Below are 15,054 nucleotides of genomic sequence, written 5' to 3'. Positions count from 1 at the left end.
GGAGTTTCCACCGCCCGTTCACTCGCCGTTGCAAAATGGCTTGTCGTATCGCTTGGGGCGGATAGCATTCAGCCTATGAACCCCGTCACCGCCTCCCCGGCTACCCAGCCCCCGTCCGAACTGGAGTCCGGAACACTGGCCGCCAGCAAGGGAAAGGTCCTCGCCTGGGCCGCCTGGGACTGGGGTTCAGCGGCTTTCAACGCGGTGATGACCACGTTCGTGTTCACGGTGTACCTGACCTCCAACGCCTTCGGCGGCGAGGACCAGGCCTCAGCTGTGCTCGGCGGTGCCTTGGCGATAGCCGGTGCCGCCATTGCCCTCCTGGCTCCGGTGACGGGCCAGCGCTCGGACACCGGCGGCCGCCGGAAGCTGTGGCTGGGAGTGAACACGGCCGCCGTCGCGGTCCTGACCGGACTGTGCTTTTTTGTGTTTCCGCGGCCCGAGTTCCTGCTGCTGGGAGTCACGCTCATCGCCCTCGGCAACGTCTTCTTCGAATTCGCCGGCGTGAACTACAACGCCATGCTGGCGCAGATTTCCACCCCGAAGAACATCGGCAAAGTCAGCGGCTTCGGCTGGGGCATGGGCTACCTGGGCGGCATCGTCGCCCTGCTGATTGTGCTGCAGCTGTTCGTCCAGCCCAGCTTCGCGTGGTTCGGCGCCTCCACCGAGGACAGCCTCAACATCCGCCTCGTGGCCGTGTTCTCCGCCCTCTGGTTCTTCATCTTCGCGTTGCCGGTCCTCTTCGCCGTCCCGGAACTGCCCAGGCCGAAGCAGGCCGCCAAGTTGGGCTTCCTGGCCTCCTACGGACTGCTGGTCCGCCGCATCAAGGCGATCTACCGGACCAGCCCGCACACCATCTTCTTCCTCCTCGCGAGCGCCATCTTCCGGGATGGCCTGGCCGCCGTCTTTACCTTTGGCGGAATCATCGCGGCGGGAACCTTCGGCTTTGAACTGAAGGAAGTCATTTTCTTCGCGATCTTCGGCAACATCGTCGCAGCCGTGGGAGCCATGATCGGCGGCTTCCTGGACGACCGGATCGGTCCCAAGGCCGTCATCATCGGCTCGCTCGTCGGACTGCTGGTTGCGGGCACGGTCATCCTGGTCCTGGGCAACGGCAGTTATGTCTTCTTCGGGCAGGCGTGGGCCGGCGCCACCACGTTCTGGGTGTTCGGACTGTTCCTGTGCCTCTTCGTTGGCCCCGCCCAGTCTTCTTCCCGCGCGTACCTGGCCCGGCTGGCGCCGCACGGGGAGTCCGGGGAGCTCTTTGGCCTGTACGCCACCACCGGCCGCGCTGTCAGCTTCCTGGCGCCAACACTCTTTACGCTCTGCATCGCGGTTGCCTCGCCGCTTGTGGCGCCGGGCGAAGCCCAGCGCTGGGGCATCCTCGGCATCATGGTGGTGCTACTGGCCGGGCTGCTGGTGCTTCTGCCGGTGAAGCCGCCCGGGAAAGTGGAAATCGCCGTCGTTCCGGCGGCCTGAGCAGGCGGCGGGGAATTCGCCGTTTCGACGCTCCAACTCCCCCTGCGCGGACTAGGCTGGTGCCATGAACGTGGATGAGACAGACCTCCCTGGCCTCGGCAGGCGCAAGGATTTCATGACCGCTTCCGGGCGCAGGATCGGCGTGGTGGAGTACCGCGAGGGGCAGACCGAACTGATCGTTTCCACCTGGGACGATCCGGACACGTGCCAGGCGTCCATTCCCCTGACTGCCGAAGAAGCCTCGGCCCTCGGGAACCTGCTGGGCGGGCAGCGACTTGCCATGCAGCTCTCCGAAGAGCACCGCGAAATTCCCGGAATCGTCACCCGCCAGTTCTCCATCGGCGGGGAATCACCGTTCCATAACCAGCCCATGGGCAAGGCCTGCATCCGCACCCGCAGCGGCGTCTCCATCGTCGCCATCATGCGGGAAGGCGAGGTTCTCCCTTCCCCCGGGCCTGACGTCGTCCTTCACCCGGGGGATCTGCTCGTAGCGGTGGGAACGCAAGAAGGCCTCGACACGGCGGCCGATATCCTGCGCAACGGCTAAGCGGCATGGATCCGCTCGCGCTAACCCTCATCGAACTGGGGGCCGTCGTGTTCTGCCTTGGCCTGCTGGCCAGGCTGGCCGGGCGGATCGGAATGTCCCCCATTCCTCTGTATTTGGTGGGCGGGCTGTTTTTCGGCGCCGGCGGCCTGGTCAAGCTCGAGGGCATGCACGAGTTCGCACATATCTCCAGCGAGATCGGCGTCATCCTCCTGCTGCTTATGCTCGGATTGGAATATACGGCCGCAGAACTGGTCACGGGGCTCCGCCGGTCCTGGAAAGCCGGCGTCCTCGACCTCCTGCTGAACTTCATTCCCGGCGCCGGGCTGGCCGTCCTGCTGGGCTGGGGCCTGGTGGGGGCCATGGTGATGGGCGGCGTGACGTACATCTCCTCGTCCGGGATTGCCGCCAAGGTGATCACGGACCTCGGACGGATCGGTAACCGCGAAACCCCGGTGGTGCTCTCCATCCTGGTTTTCGAGGACCTGGCGATGGCCATTTACCTGCCCATCCTCACGGCCACCCTCGCCGGGGTCAGCTTCCTGCTGGGACTCCAGACCGTCGGGATTTCCCTTGCCGTGGTGGCGGTGGTGCTGGTGGTGGCCCTCCGGCACGGACACCACGTGTCCAAGGCGGTTCACAGCGAAAATTCCGAGGTGTTCCTGCTGAACCTCCTCGGGGCGGCGCTCCTGGTGGCCGGCCTCGCCGCCGCCATGCAGGTCTCGGCGGCAGTGGGGGCGTTCATGCTGGGGATCGCCATATCCGGTGCCACGGCGCACAGCGCAACCCGGGTCCTCGAGCCGCTGCGGGATTTGTTCGCAGCGCTCTTCTTTGTGGTCTTCGGCCTCAACACGGATCCTGCATCCATCCCGCCGGTGCTCGGCTGGGCGCTGATCCTGGCGGTCCTCACGGCAGCCACCAAGATGATCACCGGAGTCTGGGCGGCAAAGCGGGCAGGAATTGCCCTGCCCGGCCGGTTCCGTGCTGGAGCCGCGCTGATTGCCCGCGGGGAGTTCTCCATCGTCATCGCCGGCCTGGCGGTGGCGTCCGGCGTGGTGCCCCACGACCTGGCGGCGCTGGCCACGGCCTACGTGCTCATCATGGCCATCATGGGGCCGCTGGCGGCGCGCTACGTGGAGCCGATCGTCAAGATGCTGCGTCCGGCCAGACCCCGAACCGCGGCCAGCCCCATCTGACGCTCTCTCAGATCCTGCCGCCTTCCCGGCGACGCTCTCTCAGATCCTGCCGCCTTCCCGGCGACGCTCTCTCAGATCTCGGTGCGGTTCCGGCGACCCTCTCTCAGATTTCGGTGCGGTGGAAATTCAGGTGGCTGCGGCTGGCGGTGGGACCGCGCTGGCCCTGGTAGCGGTTGCCGTACTCGCCGGATCCGTAGGGGAATTCGGCCGCCGAGCTCAGCTTGAAGAAGCACAGCTGGCCAATCTTCATGCCCGGCCACAGCTTGATGGGCAGCGTGGCCATATTGGACAGCTCCAGGGTGACGTGGCCGGAGAATCCCGGATCGATGAACCCTGCCGTGGAGTGCGTCAGCAAGCCCAGCCGGCCCAGCGAGGACTTGCCTTCGAGGCGGGCCGCAATATCGTCCGGCAACGTGACGGTCTCATAGGTGGACCCCAGCACGAATTCGCCCGGGTGGAGGATGAACGGCTCGCCCGCGTCCACTTCCACCAGGCGCGTCAGCTCGGGCTGGTCCTCAGCGGGGTCGATGTGAGCGTACTTGTGGTTGTCGAACAACCGGAAGAAGCGGTCAATCCGGACGTCAACGGAAGACGGCTGGACCATCACCGGATCGTACGGGTCCAGGACAATCCGTTGGGAATCAATTTCGGCACGAATATCGCGGTCGGAGATCAGCACACTCAAAAATACCGCACCATTGCCCAGCCCGCGGTCCGGGGTTACTGTTACTGCTGTTAAGGAACGTCATCTCCGATAAGGAATGAGCTTCAAGTTGCTGTTGTGACAGTGGTTCTCCCTCTGCAGGAGGCGGCACCGATCGGATCTGGGGTTGGCTTGAGGAAAATTTCGGCACGTGCACTGGCGGCCATGATCTGCGTTCTGGCTCTCATCCCGCCTGCCGCCGGCCAGCTGGGGGGATCTTCCTCAAGCCCGGATCCCGCAGCTTCCGTGGCTGGTGGTACAGCGCAAAGCGTCACCCTCGGCCCGCCGTCGGCCGCGTACGACGGCGGCACGGACGCCGCCATGTCGCCACTGGACCAGCGCCTCGCCCCCGCCGTGGACCCCCGTATCACCGAAGGCGACCCCAACAGCCCTGCTTCCGCTTTGGCCGACACGTCTGGAACGGCTGACGCCGTCGCAGCCGCCGGCACGCTGTCCACCGAGGCGCAGCCTCCCTCTCCTTCCACTGAGGCGTCAGGCGGGGAACCCGTCGCGGACTCCCCGCCCGAGCCGGCGTCCATTCCGCCGCTGTCCGCCACGGAGTCAGACCTGGCATCTTTGGTTTCACCGGAGCAGACGGCACCTGCGCCGGAAACCCCATCCCTCCAAAGCGAGTCACTGACAACCGAAGCGCTCATCCGCGACGACGCGTCGAGCCAGATCAAAGCGGTGTTTACCGCCATCAACAGCTACCGGGCATCGTTCGGCCTGCCGGCGGTGCAGTACCACGCCACAGTGGCCGGGATGGCCCAGGAGTGGTCAGACAGCATCGCATCCCGGGAAGTCATCGAACACCGCTCGAGCTTCTGGACCGACTCGCGGGCGCTTAGCCCTACCAACGGCGCCGGCGAGGTCATCGCCGTCCGCTGGGACCGCGATGCCGCGCAGCTTGTGGAGTGGTGGAAGGGCTCGCCCGCCCATAACGCGATCCTGAAAGACCCGCGGTTCAATGTGGTGGGCGTCGGCATCACCTTCACGGACGGCAACTGGCAGACCACCCCCAACCGCTACACCATGTGGGGCGTGGTGAACTTTTTCGGATACAGCACCTTGCCCGCGGGCACCACCTCCAGTCCGGGCGGCGGCACCACAGCGCCGGTGCAGCCCGCCACTGTGTGCGACCCCCTGGCACGGCACATGCCGCCGACGGCGTCATTGACGGCTGCCGCCATCAAGGGCCCCGGAGACTTAGTCTCGGTGGACTCATCGGGCCAGCTCCTCAACCGTCCGTCGCTCGGGAACCGGCAGTACGGCGCACAGCAGGTCATCGGCACTGGTTTTGGTTCCGCCAAGGAATTGTTTGTCACCGACTGGGAGCGGGACGGCGTCTTTGACGTTCTGGTCCAGTGGACTGACGGGCGGGTCACGCTGCACTCGGGTGCGGCGGGCGGCGGGTTCCTCCCCGCCGTGACGCTGGGGCAGTCCGGCTGGGCCGGCATGGCAGTGGCGCTGGGAGGCTGGTGCGCCAATAACCGGCTCCCGCAGCTGGTGGCGCTGGACGGCTCCGGAAACCTCTGGCTATACCCGAACCGCGGGAAAGTCGACCTGGTGGAGCGGACGCTGATGGCATCCGGCGTGGTAGCCAACCGGCTGGCCATGGCGGATTACGACGGCGACGGTTTCCAGGACCTGCTGGCCCGGCAGCCGGACGGAAATGTGCGCCTCTACCGCGGCTCGGGGGCGCCGGCACCGCGCGCCGAAGCCCGCGCCGTGGTGGCCAGCGGATGGACTGACGTCACCGCCATCCGTTCGCTGCGGGATGTCACGGGCCTGAACTCAAGGGGGCTGGCCCTTCGGCGCGCTGGCGACGTAGTGCAGTATTGGGACCTCAGCACCGGAAGCCTGCAGTCGCCGTCGTCCGTCTCGGGCGCGTGGGCGGGGCAACGCCTCGCCCAATAGGCAGCAAACAGTGGGTAGCGCCGGCGGCTAGGACTCGGCCGGCCGCGCTTCCAGGACTTGCTTAAGTCGTTCCAACTGGGCCACTTCAGCCTTCATGGTCCGTTGGATCATGAAGTCCATCAGTCCGGCGATGCCCTTGGGCCGGTATTCCAGCGCGAAGCGGACCCTGGTGTTGGTCCCCTCGCTGCTCAGGTAGTAGCCGCCGTGCGGACGGGCGGGACCGGCAACCACCTGGAACTGGATCTCCGCACCGGGACGCAGGTGCGTGATTTGGAAGTCTGCGGCGACGGGCCGTCCCGCCGGACCCGATAGGGTCTGCTGGTACACCGCACCCTTGGCGCCCACGGCGCCCGCGCGCAGTTCAATGTTCCGGATGCCTTCCCGCCATGAGGGAAGATTCAGCCCGTCCTGCAGGAACCGGTACACGGTCATGGCATCGCGTTCCACGACGACCTCGTACTCTGCAAATGCCACGGGGATCCCTTGATTGTCGGACAGCTTTCTGGCGTAGCCCGTTCCCCTGATACCGCAGCTAACCCACACAGGATAGTCAGCTTGGACTCCCGCTGAGCGGCGGCGGCCGCGCCTTAACCGAACAGTTATGGAACGGACCCAAGCGTTATCGAAAGGGTGCTGCCGACTGAGGGACGTGTCCCTGTTCGAGGAGGGCGCACGGCTGGGGTAAAGTAAATCCGGTTGACGCAACCGGGACCTGGCCGAGGTATTGGCCGGCCCCTCTGCGGCTGTAGCTCAATGGTAGAGCGCTAGCTTCCCAAGCTTGATACGCGGGTTCGATTCCCGTCAGCCGCTCCATTCCTTCCACGGGCCTTCCTCCGCCCGGACATTAGGTAGCTACCTGTATCGTCAGGAGTCAGGAACCCCTTCGGTTCCGCTACAGGAGCAATCATGGCTGACAAGTCCCCGCGTCAAGCAGCATCCGCAAAATCAGGCAAATCCATCAAGGAAAAACGTGCCGACAAGAGGGCCGCGGCAGCGCCGCCCAGCTCCCTCGACAAGACAACCGCCGCCAAGGCAGCGAGCCCCAAAAAGAAGTGACCGGTTCCGCGAACCACCTCACCCTCGGAGTCCTGGCCAGCACGCGAAAGCCGGACGAACGCCGTCTGCCGCTGCACCCCCTCCATCTTGACCGCATCGCACCGGAACTGCGGCAGCAGATCATCCTCGAACAGGGCTGCGGTGAACGGTTCGGCGTCTCGGACCACCATCTGGCCTCCCTCGTGGGACGGATCGCCACCCGCGACCAGATCATTGCCGAAGCCGACGTTGTGCTGTTGCCCAAACCGCAGCCCGAAGACCTTGCCGAACTCCGCGACGGCCAGGTCCTCTGGGGCTGGCCGCACTGTGTCCAGGACCGCGCCATCACGCAGCTGGCCATCGACAAGAAGCTCACGCTGATCGCTTTCGAAGCCATGAACCACTGGGCCAGCGACGGCGGCTTCGGCCTCCATGTCTTCCACAAGAACAACGAACTGGCTGGTTACTGCTCGGTCATTCATGCCCTGGCGCTCACCGGTTCCACGGGAGACTACGGCCGGCGGCTCACCGCCGTCGTCATCGGTTTCGGTGCTACAGCCCGCGGTGCCGTCACGGCGCTGAACGCCCATGGCATCCACGACGTCCAGGTGCTGACCAACCGGGGCGTGGCGGCCGTCGGCTCGCCCATCCATTCGGTGCGGATCGCGCAGTTCGACCATGACGACAAGGCGCCGTTCCTCAGCCAGGTCATCACCGAGCGCGGCAGGGTGCCGCTGGCCCCGTTCCTCGCCGAAAGCGACATCGTAGTCAACTGCACCCTGCAGGATCCGAACGCGCCGCTGACGTACCTGCGCGAAGAGGACCTCGGCGCGTTCCGCCCCGGCAGCCTGATCGTGGACGTTTCCTGCGACGAGGGAATGGGCTTCAGCTGGGCGAAGACCACCACTTTTGCCGAGCCCATGCTCACTGTGGGCGACCACATTGACTACTACGCAGTGGACCACAGCCCGTCCTACCTGTGGAACTCCTCCAGCTGGGAGATCAGCGAAGCGCTGCTCCCCTTCCTGGAGACCGTCATTTCCGGCCCCGAGGCGTGGGCCGGAAATGAGACGATCGCCCGGGCCATTGAAATCCGTGACGGCGAGATCCTCAACAAGGACGTGCTGCAGTTCCAGCAGCGGCAGGCGGAGTACCCGCACGCCCCTCTGGACGCGTAGCCGCTGCGCGGCTGACAATCCGGAGCAGCCCGCGCCGGTCCTTGAGGTCCACTTTGAGGGTCAGCGCGCCGCGCCGGGCCAGTATGACGGCGACAGTCACCGCCGCGAGCACCGGCACCCCGCCGGACACCAGGATGGCCGTGTGCGGATCCAGGTGCTCGGCGATCCAGCCGATCATGGGACCGCCGATGGCCTGGCCGCCGATCAGCACCATGATGTACAGGCTCATGACGCGTCCGCGGATCCCCATGTTGGAGCTGATCTGCACCAGCTGGTTCGAAGCGGTCAGAAACATCAGGCACCAGAAGCCCGCGAGCACCATGGCCGCGCCGAACCAGACCATGGACGGCGCCAGGGCCGCCAGGCAGAGCATCAGCCCGTACATTCCGGCGCCAAGGACAACCGACCGAAGCCGCAGGTGCCGGCGGCGCGTCGAGGTAACGGCTCCGGCCAGGGCACCGAGCGCCACCAGCGCGTTCAGCAGGCCGTAGCCTCCGGCGCCGACGTCGTACACGTGGTCCGCGAAGGCGGCCAGCAGCACCGGCAGGCTCATGGCAAAAACTGCAATGAAGCCGGCCATCAGCCACGGCCAGTAAATGGTCGGTTTGCTCAGCGCGTACCGCAGCCCCTCCCGGAGCATGCCCTTGCGTTTAGGCGCGGGCGCGCTGATGAACAGCCTGTCCTTGCGCAGGAGCAGCAGCATGGCCACCGTGGAACAGCAGGCCAGTGCGTTGGCGGCAAAGGCCCAGCCGGCACCGACCGCGGTGAGCAGGAGCCCGGCAAGCGCGGGGCCGATCAGGCCGCCAAGCTGGAACGTTGTGGAGTTCACGCTGATGGCGTTGCGCAGGTAGGCGGGACCGACGAGCTCGTTGACGAACACCTGCCGGGCAGGCTGGTCCAGTACGGTGACGAGGCCCAGGGCCAGGGCGATCGCGTAGACGTGCCACACCTCAATGCGCTGGCTCAGCGCGAGGACGGCAAGGGCCGCGGCGAGAACGGCGGCCACGGCCTGGCACAGGATCAGGATTTTCCGTTTCGGGAACCTGTCCGCCATCATCCCGCCCCACGGGCCCAGTACCAGCGACGGCATGAACTGCAGCGCCACCGTGATGCCGACGGCGGTCACGGAACCGGAAAGCTGCAGCACGAGCCAGTCCTGCGCGATCCGCTGCATCCAGAGGGCGATCACGGCAATGAAGTGTCCGATCGCGAAAATGCGGAAGTTGGGGACACGGAGGGAAATGAAGGTGTGGCGCCAGGGCAGCCGTTCACTGACGACGGCGATCGGCTGGGTCACGTCGCGCGGTGGCGGGGACTGCGGTGACGGGGGATGCGGTGGCTGGCCCTGCAGGGCCGGGGAGGCGGCGGAATCGATGACGGGCTGGCTGACGGTTGCCGTGGAAGGCGGAGGGGGTGCCACAGTGAATCCTCAACAGTGCGGGCGGGCGGGATACGTCCACGCTATGGTGGCCGCACGGGATTATGGAAGCGTATTGTTCCTATAACTAACATTGCGAACCGTAATGCTGCCGAGCCAATCAGGAGTGCCATGTTTGAACCCGCTCAGCTCCGCTCCTTTTTGGCGGTTGCCGAAACCCTCAGCTTTACCAAGGCCGCGGAGCGCCTGGGGCTGGCCCAGCCCACCGTCAGCCAACATGTGCGCAAACTGGAAACAGCGGCAAAGCGGGTTCTGATCGCCCGAGATACCCGGGACGTCCGGCTGACCGATAACGGCGATGCCATGGCCGGCTTCGCGCGGACCATTCTCGCCGCGCACGATGCAGCCTCCCGCTATTTCTCCGGGTCGGCGATGCGGGGCCGGCTGCGCTTCGGGACGGCCGACGATCTTGCAATCACCGGGCTCCCGCGCATTCTCCGGGAGTTCCGCCAGATCTACCCCCAGATCAACCTGGAACTCACGGTGGGCCAGAGCGACCAGCTTTACCGGAAACTCAATGCCGGCCAGCTCGACCTCGTTTTCGTGAAATGGGTCGCCGGCGCCAAGGACGGAACAGTGGTCCAGCACGATGCCTTCGCGTGGGTGGGCCTGGAACAAACGGCGCTGGAGCCGGGGGACCCTGTTCCGCTGATCGCCTACCCCTCGCCCAGCCTCAGCAGGAAGCTTGCCATCGACGCCCTCGAATCCCGGGGCCGGACGTGGCGCATCACCTGCACCACCCGGCAGATCAGCGGAGTCCTGGCCGCAGTTAGGGCCGGTATCGGCGTCGCGGTGATGCCGTCCTCGCTGGTTCCGGATGACCTCAAGATCATCACCCGCCGCTTTGACCTGCCGCCGGTGGGCGACGTCGATTTCACGCTGATCCGCAACCCGCTGGCCAACGCCGAGGTGATTGAGGCCCTCACCCAGGCAATTGTGGGGCGCACGCTGAAGCGTTCCGCCTAGGACTTTGCAAACGCCGGGTAGGTAGCAAATAAGTAGTTAGTAAGTAGGTATTTGGCCGCGCACGGGTGGTTATTACCCGTAAGTGATTGAACATATTACGTGCGTAAATTATGCTGAATTTTGTTAAAGGTTAAGCAGAAGCCAATGACAACGATTCAAAGACGAACCGTGTCCGCCGCCGCTGCCTTGGGGGCGCCTGACGGACAACGTTCGGGATAGGCATGCGATGACGCCAACGACGAACCACCCGCATCTTACAGTCTCAAGTCCAGTCCACTCCCTCAACACGGTACGCCCGCTGACGATCGGGACGCACCGCAACACGCCGGTCCATCATGAAACAAGCGCACGCGCTGATCTAGTCACTCAGCGCGAACCGCACCCCGCAGCCACCCTGGTGGACACTGAGTTCGTAGGCAGCCCCTATTGCGAGCGGTGCGGAACGGATGAATTCATTTACCTGGAGACCTTCGTCCCGGCAAAGTTCCGGCACGACGGCACCCTCCGGAAGCCCGGCGAAGTAACGTACTTCTGCACCGGATGCGAAGATTTCTCGGCACACTCGGTCCCGGCCTCGTGGGTGCCGCCAGGCTGGTATTTGGGCTAGCCGCAAGTCCCTGACGCCCACCCGGATAGCACCAGGCGGGCAGTTACGAATCGACAAACACGATCGCCGCCGGCGGGCACCCTCGGGTGCCTGCCGGCGGCGATAGCGTTTTCCTGCACGTCGCTGGTTGCCGAACCCCCTAGATCAGGCTGTCCGAGAGGTGGTTGGGCGTCCCGAAGCGGTGCGCGGTAATGCTGACCGCCTGCTCATGCAGGAACGGAAGCAACTCCACACGGCCGGCCTCGGTGACCGGGTGGGCGTAGACGGCCAGGTCCGGGCGCCCGCCGGTGGCTTCGGCCAGCGCTTTTGCGTCGCCGCCAAGGAGCCGGATCCGTCCGCCGGACAGCTTTCCGGCGTCAGCGAGCCTTGCCGCGGAGGCCAGCCACGCGGCGTCGTCCTCCACCGTAACGGTGATGTCCAGGGCGGCAAGCGCTGCCTGCAGCGGAGCGGAAAGTTCGACGGCGGTGGACACCGTCAGTGCCGAACCGGCCAGGATGCCTGCGGCTACTGTCCGTGTCAGGGCAGCGACCGGTTCGCCCTCGGAAAGGCGCACCGTCACCGGCAGGGAACGGTAGCGGAAGATGTTCCGCTCCGCGCTCAGGGCCGAAACGTCCTTGGCGGTGCCGAACTCTTCGGCCCAGGCCAGGGCATCGGAGGCCAGGGCACGCTCCAGGGATTCGAAGGCGGTAGCGTCCAGTGCACCCTTCGCGGCAGCCGCCAGGCGGCGAACCCCGGAGTTGGTCACGGCTGCCGAGGCGCCGGAACCGCTGGCGCTGCTGGCCTTGCTGACCCAGTCGCCGAGGCCTGCGAGGTAGTTCGGTCCGCCAGCCTTCGTCCCGGCACCGACGGCCGATTTCTTCCAGCCGCCGAAGGGCTGGCGCTGCACGATGGCGCCGGTAATGCCGCGGTTCACGTAGAGGTTTCCAGCCTGGATGGTGTCCAGCCAGAGCCCCACTTCCTCCGTGCTCAGCGAGTGCAGGCCGGCGGTCAGGCCGTACTCCACCTGGTTCTGGATGGCGATGGCGTCTTCCAGGGTGTCCGCTGTCATGACGCCGAGCACCGGACCGAAGAACTCGGTGAGGTGGAAGTAGGATCCGCGGCGCACGCCGTAACGGACGCCCGGGCTCCAGAGCCGGCCGGTCTCATCCAGCTGCCGCGGCTCAACGGCCCAGTTCTCGCCTTCGCCCAGGGTGGTAAGGGCGTTGAGGAGCTTGCCGCCGGCGGGTTCGATGATCGGCCCCATCTGGCTGGCCGGATCCTCGGGGTAACCCACCTTCAGGGAGGTCACGGCGTCGATCAGCTGGTTGTGGAACCGCTTCGAGGTGGCCACGGAGCCCACCAGGATCACCAGTGAGGCGGCGGAGCACTTCTGCCCGGCGTGACCGAACGCGGAGTAGGCAACGTCCTTGGCGGCGAGGTCAAGGTCAGCGCTGGGTGTGACGATGATGGCGTTCTTGCCGCTGGTTTCGGCCAGCAGCGGCAGGTCCTTGCGGAAGGAGCGGAAGAGTTCGGCGGTTTCGTAACCGCCGGTGAGGATTACGCGGTCCACGGCCGGGTGCGAAATCAGCTGCTGGCCGAGCTCACGCTCGCCCAGCTGAACCATGGTGAGGACGCCGCGGGGCACGCCGGCTTCCCAAAGCGCCTCGATCATCACGGCACCGCTGCGCCGGGCCTGCTTGGCGGGCTTGATCACGACGGCGGAGCGGGCGGCGAGTGCCGCGAGGGTGGAGCCGGCCGGGATGGCCACCGGGAAGTTCCACGGCGGCGTCACCACGGTGAGCTTCGCGGGAACGAAGGTGGCACCGTCGACGTCGTCGAGCTTGCGGGCGGACTCTGCGTAGTAGTGGGCGAAGTCCACGGCTTCGCTGACCTCGGGATCACCCTGGTCGATGGTCTTGCCGGTTTCGCTGGCCATGACCTCGAGCAGGTCCGCGCGGCGGGCCTCCAGGATGTCGCCGGCGCGGTGCAGGATGTCTGCGCGTTCGGCGCCGGTCAGCGCACCCCAGGCTTTGCCCTTTTCGACGGCGGTGGCGATCACCGTGTTGAGCGTTTCAACGTCCGTGATGGTGGCGGCTTCCACGGCGGCGTTGCCCAGCGTGGAAAACGGCACGCGTTCCAGGATGGCCCGGCCCCAGTCGCGGTTTGCCGGCAGGGACGGGTCCGTGTCCGGCGTGTTCTCGAAGGAGTCATGCGGCATCGGATCGGCCGGCAGGCTGCGGTTCTGCCGGCGATTGGGGCCGGGGACCTCGTCGTCGAGCTCTGCCAGGGAAGCGATGAAGCGCTGCTTCTCCCGCTCAAACAGGGATTCATTTTCGCTGAGTTCGAAGACGGCGGACATGAAGTTGTCCTGGCTGGCCCCCTCTTCGAGGCGGCGGATCAGGTAGGCGATGGCGACGTCGAACTCGGCCGGGTGCACCACGGGCGTGTACAGCAGCAGCGAACCGACGTCCTTCTTGACGGCTTCAGCCTGGCCCTGCGCCATGCCCAGCAGCATCTCGAACTCGATGCTCTGCGGTGCGGTATCCGCGATGCCGCGCTGCTTGGCCAGCAGCCAGGCGAAGGCGATGTCGAAGAGATTGTGGCCGGCCACGCCGATGCGGATGTTCTTGATCCGTTCCGGGTGCAGCGAGTAGTTGATGACGCGCTTGTAGTTGGTGTCCGAGTCCTGCTTCGTGTTCCAGGTGGCAAGCGGCCAGTCGTGCAGGGAGGCTTCCACCTGTTCCATGGGCAGGTTGGCGCCCTTGACTACGCGCACCTTAATGGCGGCACCGCCGTTGGCGCGGCGTTCCGCGGCCCAGTCCTGCAGCCGGATCATCGCGGCGAGGGCGTCCGGCAGGTAAGCCTGGAGGACGATGCCGGCTTCCAGGTCCTTGAATTCGGGCTTGTCCAGGATCCGGGTGAAGACCGCGATGGTCATGTCCAGGTCCTTGTACTCCTCCATGTCCAGGTTGATGAACTTGGCCTTCTTTCCCTCGCCAGTGCCTGACGCGCGGCCGGCAAAGGATGCGGCGCGGGTGAAGAGCGGGGTGAGCTTCTCCACCACGTGCTCCACGGCCTCGTCGAAGGCCCAGGCGGAGTGCGGGGCGACGGTGGAGGACACCTTGATGGAGACGTAGTCCACGTCCGGGCGGGCCAGCAGGGTGTGGGTACCCTCAAGCCGGCGGGAGGCTTCGTGCTCACCGAGCACGGCTTCGCCGAGGAGGTTTACGTTGAGCTTGATTCCGTCTTTGCGGATCTTGGCGATGGCCGGTCCCAGCTTGGCGTCCGTGGCGTCAACGATCAGGTGGCCCACCATTTCGCGGAGCACCTTTCGGGCCACGGGGATGACCACCTGAGGCAGGACAGGTGCCATGGTGCCGCCCAGGCGGACGGCGCTGCGCATGTACCAGGGCAGGAACGCCGGGACCTTCGGGGCCAGGGCCGCCAGGTTGCGGGCGGCGACGTGGAGGTCCTCGGGGCGGACCACGCCGTCGACGAATCCGACCGTGAAGTCGAGCCCGTTAGGGTCCTTCAGCACGCCGGCGAGCTGTTCAGCGGAAGCATCCACGGGAACCTTGGCGGCCTCCGTCAACCAGTGGCGCACCAGCCCGATGGTTTCCCCGGCCAGGGCCTGGGCCTCGGACACCTGGGAACCGCCTGCAACGGCTGCTTCGGTGGCCGTTTTTCCGGTGAGGACACCGGGCTCCGTTGAAATGTTGGTCATGGCTAGCACTCGTTCTTTCCGTATTTGGGGGACCGTCTTTCCACCAGTATGAACCTCCGGTCAGTTAAGATAAAGCGACGTTTTCTGAGCAATACAGGTTAGAAAAACCGATGATATTCACCTTCGCAAAACCGCCCTGGACCCTGTCTCACTTCCTGCCGCTTCCCCGGCAAATCCTCTCTCACTTCCTGCCTCAAACGACGAACCCCCTCCCACCGGGGTGAGAGAGGGTTCGTCGATATGGCACCGGATCTGAGAGAGCGTCCGGTTATTTGCGGCAGGGAGTGA

11 protein-coding genes and 1 tRNA gene are annotated in these 15,054 nt (G+C 65.7%); 8 read left to right on the top strand and 4 right to left on the bottom strand.

Annotated elements, in window-relative coordinates; all coding sequences use genetic code 11:
- The first annotated feature begins 75 nt into the window (after nt 1–75).
- The 3 genes from WMN78_RS06215 to WMN78_RS06205 all read left to right on the top strand — a co-directional run bounded on the left by WMN78_RS06215 (nt 76) and on the right by WMN78_RS06205 (nt 3,219).
- The gene (locus tag WMN78_RS06215) at nt 76–1,479 is read left to right on the top strand and encodes an MFS transporter (RefSeq protein ID WP_340532685.1); all 1,404 of its coding nucleotides are present in this window, start codon (nt 76–78) and stop codon (nt 1,477–1,479) included.
- 64 nt (nt 1,480–1,543) lie between these two features.
- Nucleotides 1,544–2,026, top strand: a complete 483-nt coding sequence (locus WMN78_RS06210; protein WP_340532684.1) for a cation:proton antiporter regulatory subunit — start codon at nt 1,544–1,546, stop codon at nt 2,024–2,026.
- A gap of 5 nt (nt 2,027–2,031) precedes the next feature.
- Nucleotides 2,032–3,219: a cation:proton antiporter gene (locus WMN78_RS06205; protein ID WP_340532683.1), complete on the top strand. Its 1,188-nt coding sequence runs from the start codon at nt 2,032–2,034 to the stop codon at nt 3,217–3,219.
- Nucleotides 3,220–3,322: 103 nt separating this feature from the next.
- Here the strand turns inward: WMN78_RS06205 and dcd are convergent, their stop codons facing one another.
- Nucleotides 3,323–3,898 carry a dCTP deaminase gene (gene dcd, locus WMN78_RS06200; RefSeq protein ID WP_305942659.1) on the bottom strand — a complete coding sequence of 192 codons (576 nt, stop codon included), beginning with the start codon at nt 3,896–3,898 and terminating at the stop codon, nt 3,323–3,325.
- Between the two features lie 156 nt (nt 3,899–4,054).
- Between dcd and WMN78_RS06195 the strand changes: the two genes are divergently transcribed.
- Nucleotides 4,055–5,839 (top strand): CAP domain-containing protein, encoded by a 1,785-nt coding sequence (locus tag WMN78_RS06195; RefSeq protein ID WP_340532681.1) that lies wholly within the window; start codon nt 4,055–4,057, stop codon nt 5,837–5,839.
- 27 nt (nt 5,840–5,866) lie between these two features.
- Here the strand turns inward: WMN78_RS06195 and WMN78_RS06190 are convergent, their stop codons facing one another.
- Nucleotides 5,867–6,313: an SRPBCC family protein gene (locus WMN78_RS06190; RefSeq protein WP_340532680.1), complete on the bottom strand. Its 447-nt coding sequence runs from the start codon at nt 6,311–6,313 to the stop codon at nt 5,867–5,869.
- Nucleotides 6,314–6,578: 265 nt separating this feature from the next.
- On the opposite strand from WMN78_RS06190, the gene WMN78_RS06185 reads away from it, so the two are divergent.
- From WMN78_RS06185 to WMN78_RS06175, 3 genes are all read left to right on the top strand, one after another.
- A tRNA-Gly gene (locus tag WMN78_RS06185) sits at nt 6,579–6,652 on the top strand.
- A gap of 93 nt (nt 6,653–6,745) precedes the next feature.
- A complete protein-coding gene (locus WMN78_RS06180; protein WP_340532679.1) occupies nt 6,746–6,895 on the top strand; it encodes a hypothetical protein in 150 nt (49 codons plus the stop codon).
- Nucleotides 6,892–8,052 carry a N(5)-(carboxyethyl)ornithine synthase gene (locus WMN78_RS06175; RefSeq protein WP_340532678.1) on the top strand — a complete coding sequence of 387 codons (1,161 nt, stop codon included), beginning with the start codon at nt 6,892–6,894 and terminating at the stop codon, nt 8,050–8,052. Before WMN78_RS06180 ends, WMN78_RS06175 begins: the two co-directional genes overlap by 4 nt.
- On the opposite strand, the gene WMN78_RS06170 is transcribed toward WMN78_RS06175, so the two are convergent.
- Nucleotides 7,985–9,472 carry an MFS transporter gene (locus WMN78_RS06170; protein ID WP_340532677.1) on the bottom strand — a complete coding sequence of 496 codons (1,488 nt, stop codon included), beginning with the start codon at nt 9,470–9,472 and terminating at the stop codon, nt 7,985–7,987. The genes WMN78_RS06175 and WMN78_RS06170 overlap by 68 nt on opposite strands.
- Before the next feature lie 129 nt (nt 9,473–9,601).
- On the opposite strand from WMN78_RS06170, the gene WMN78_RS06165 reads away from it, so the two are divergent.
- Nucleotides 9,602–10,456: a LysR substrate-binding domain-containing protein gene (locus tag WMN78_RS06165; protein ID WP_340532676.1), complete on the top strand. Its 855-nt coding sequence runs from the start codon at nt 9,602–9,604 to the stop codon at nt 10,454–10,456.
- Nucleotides 10,457–11,202: 746 nt separating this feature from the next.
- On the opposite strand, the gene WMN78_RS06160 is transcribed toward WMN78_RS06165, so the two are convergent.
- Nucleotides 11,203–14,766, bottom strand: a complete 3,564-nt coding sequence (locus tag WMN78_RS06160) for a bifunctional proline dehydrogenase/L-glutamate gamma-semialdehyde dehydrogenase (RefSeq protein ID WP_340532674.1) — start codon at nt 14,764–14,766, stop codon at nt 11,203–11,205.
- Between the last annotated feature and the right edge of the window lie 288 nt (nt 14,767–15,054).

The sequence above is a fragment of the Arthrobacter oryzae genome, from assembly GCF_037911235.1.
Classification (GTDB): domain Bacteria; phylum Actinomycetota; class Actinomycetes; order Actinomycetales; family Micrococcaceae; genus Arthrobacter; species Arthrobacter oryzae_E.
This window is presented reverse-complemented; position numbering and strand designations above follow the sequence as displayed.

Excerpts from the sequence above, each read along its gene's own strand:
- WMN78_RS06215 (WP_340532685.1), top strand. The coding sequence starts at position 76 with ATGAACCCCGTCACCGCCTCCCCGGCTACCCAGCCCCCGTCCGAACTG.
- WMN78_RS06210 (WP_340532684.1), top strand. The coding sequence starts at position 1,544 with ATGAACGTGGATGAGACAGACCTCCCTGGCCTCGGCAGGCGCAAGGAT.
- WMN78_RS06205 (WP_340532683.1), top strand. The coding sequence starts at position 2,032 with ATGGATCCGCTCGCGCTAACCCTCATCGAACTGGGGGCCGTCGTGTTC.
- WMN78_RS06180 (WP_340532679.1), top strand. The coding sequence starts at position 6,746 with ATGGCTGACAAGTCCCCGCGTCAAGCAGCATCCGCAAAATCAGGCAAA.
- WMN78_RS06165 (WP_340532676.1), top strand. The coding sequence starts at position 9,602 with ATGTTTGAACCCGCTCAGCTCCGCTCCTTTTTGGCGGTTGCCGAAACC.
- WMN78_RS06160 (WP_340532674.1), bottom strand. The coding sequence starts at position 14,766 with ATGACCAACATTTCAACGGAGCCCGGTGTCCTCACCGGAAAAACGGCC.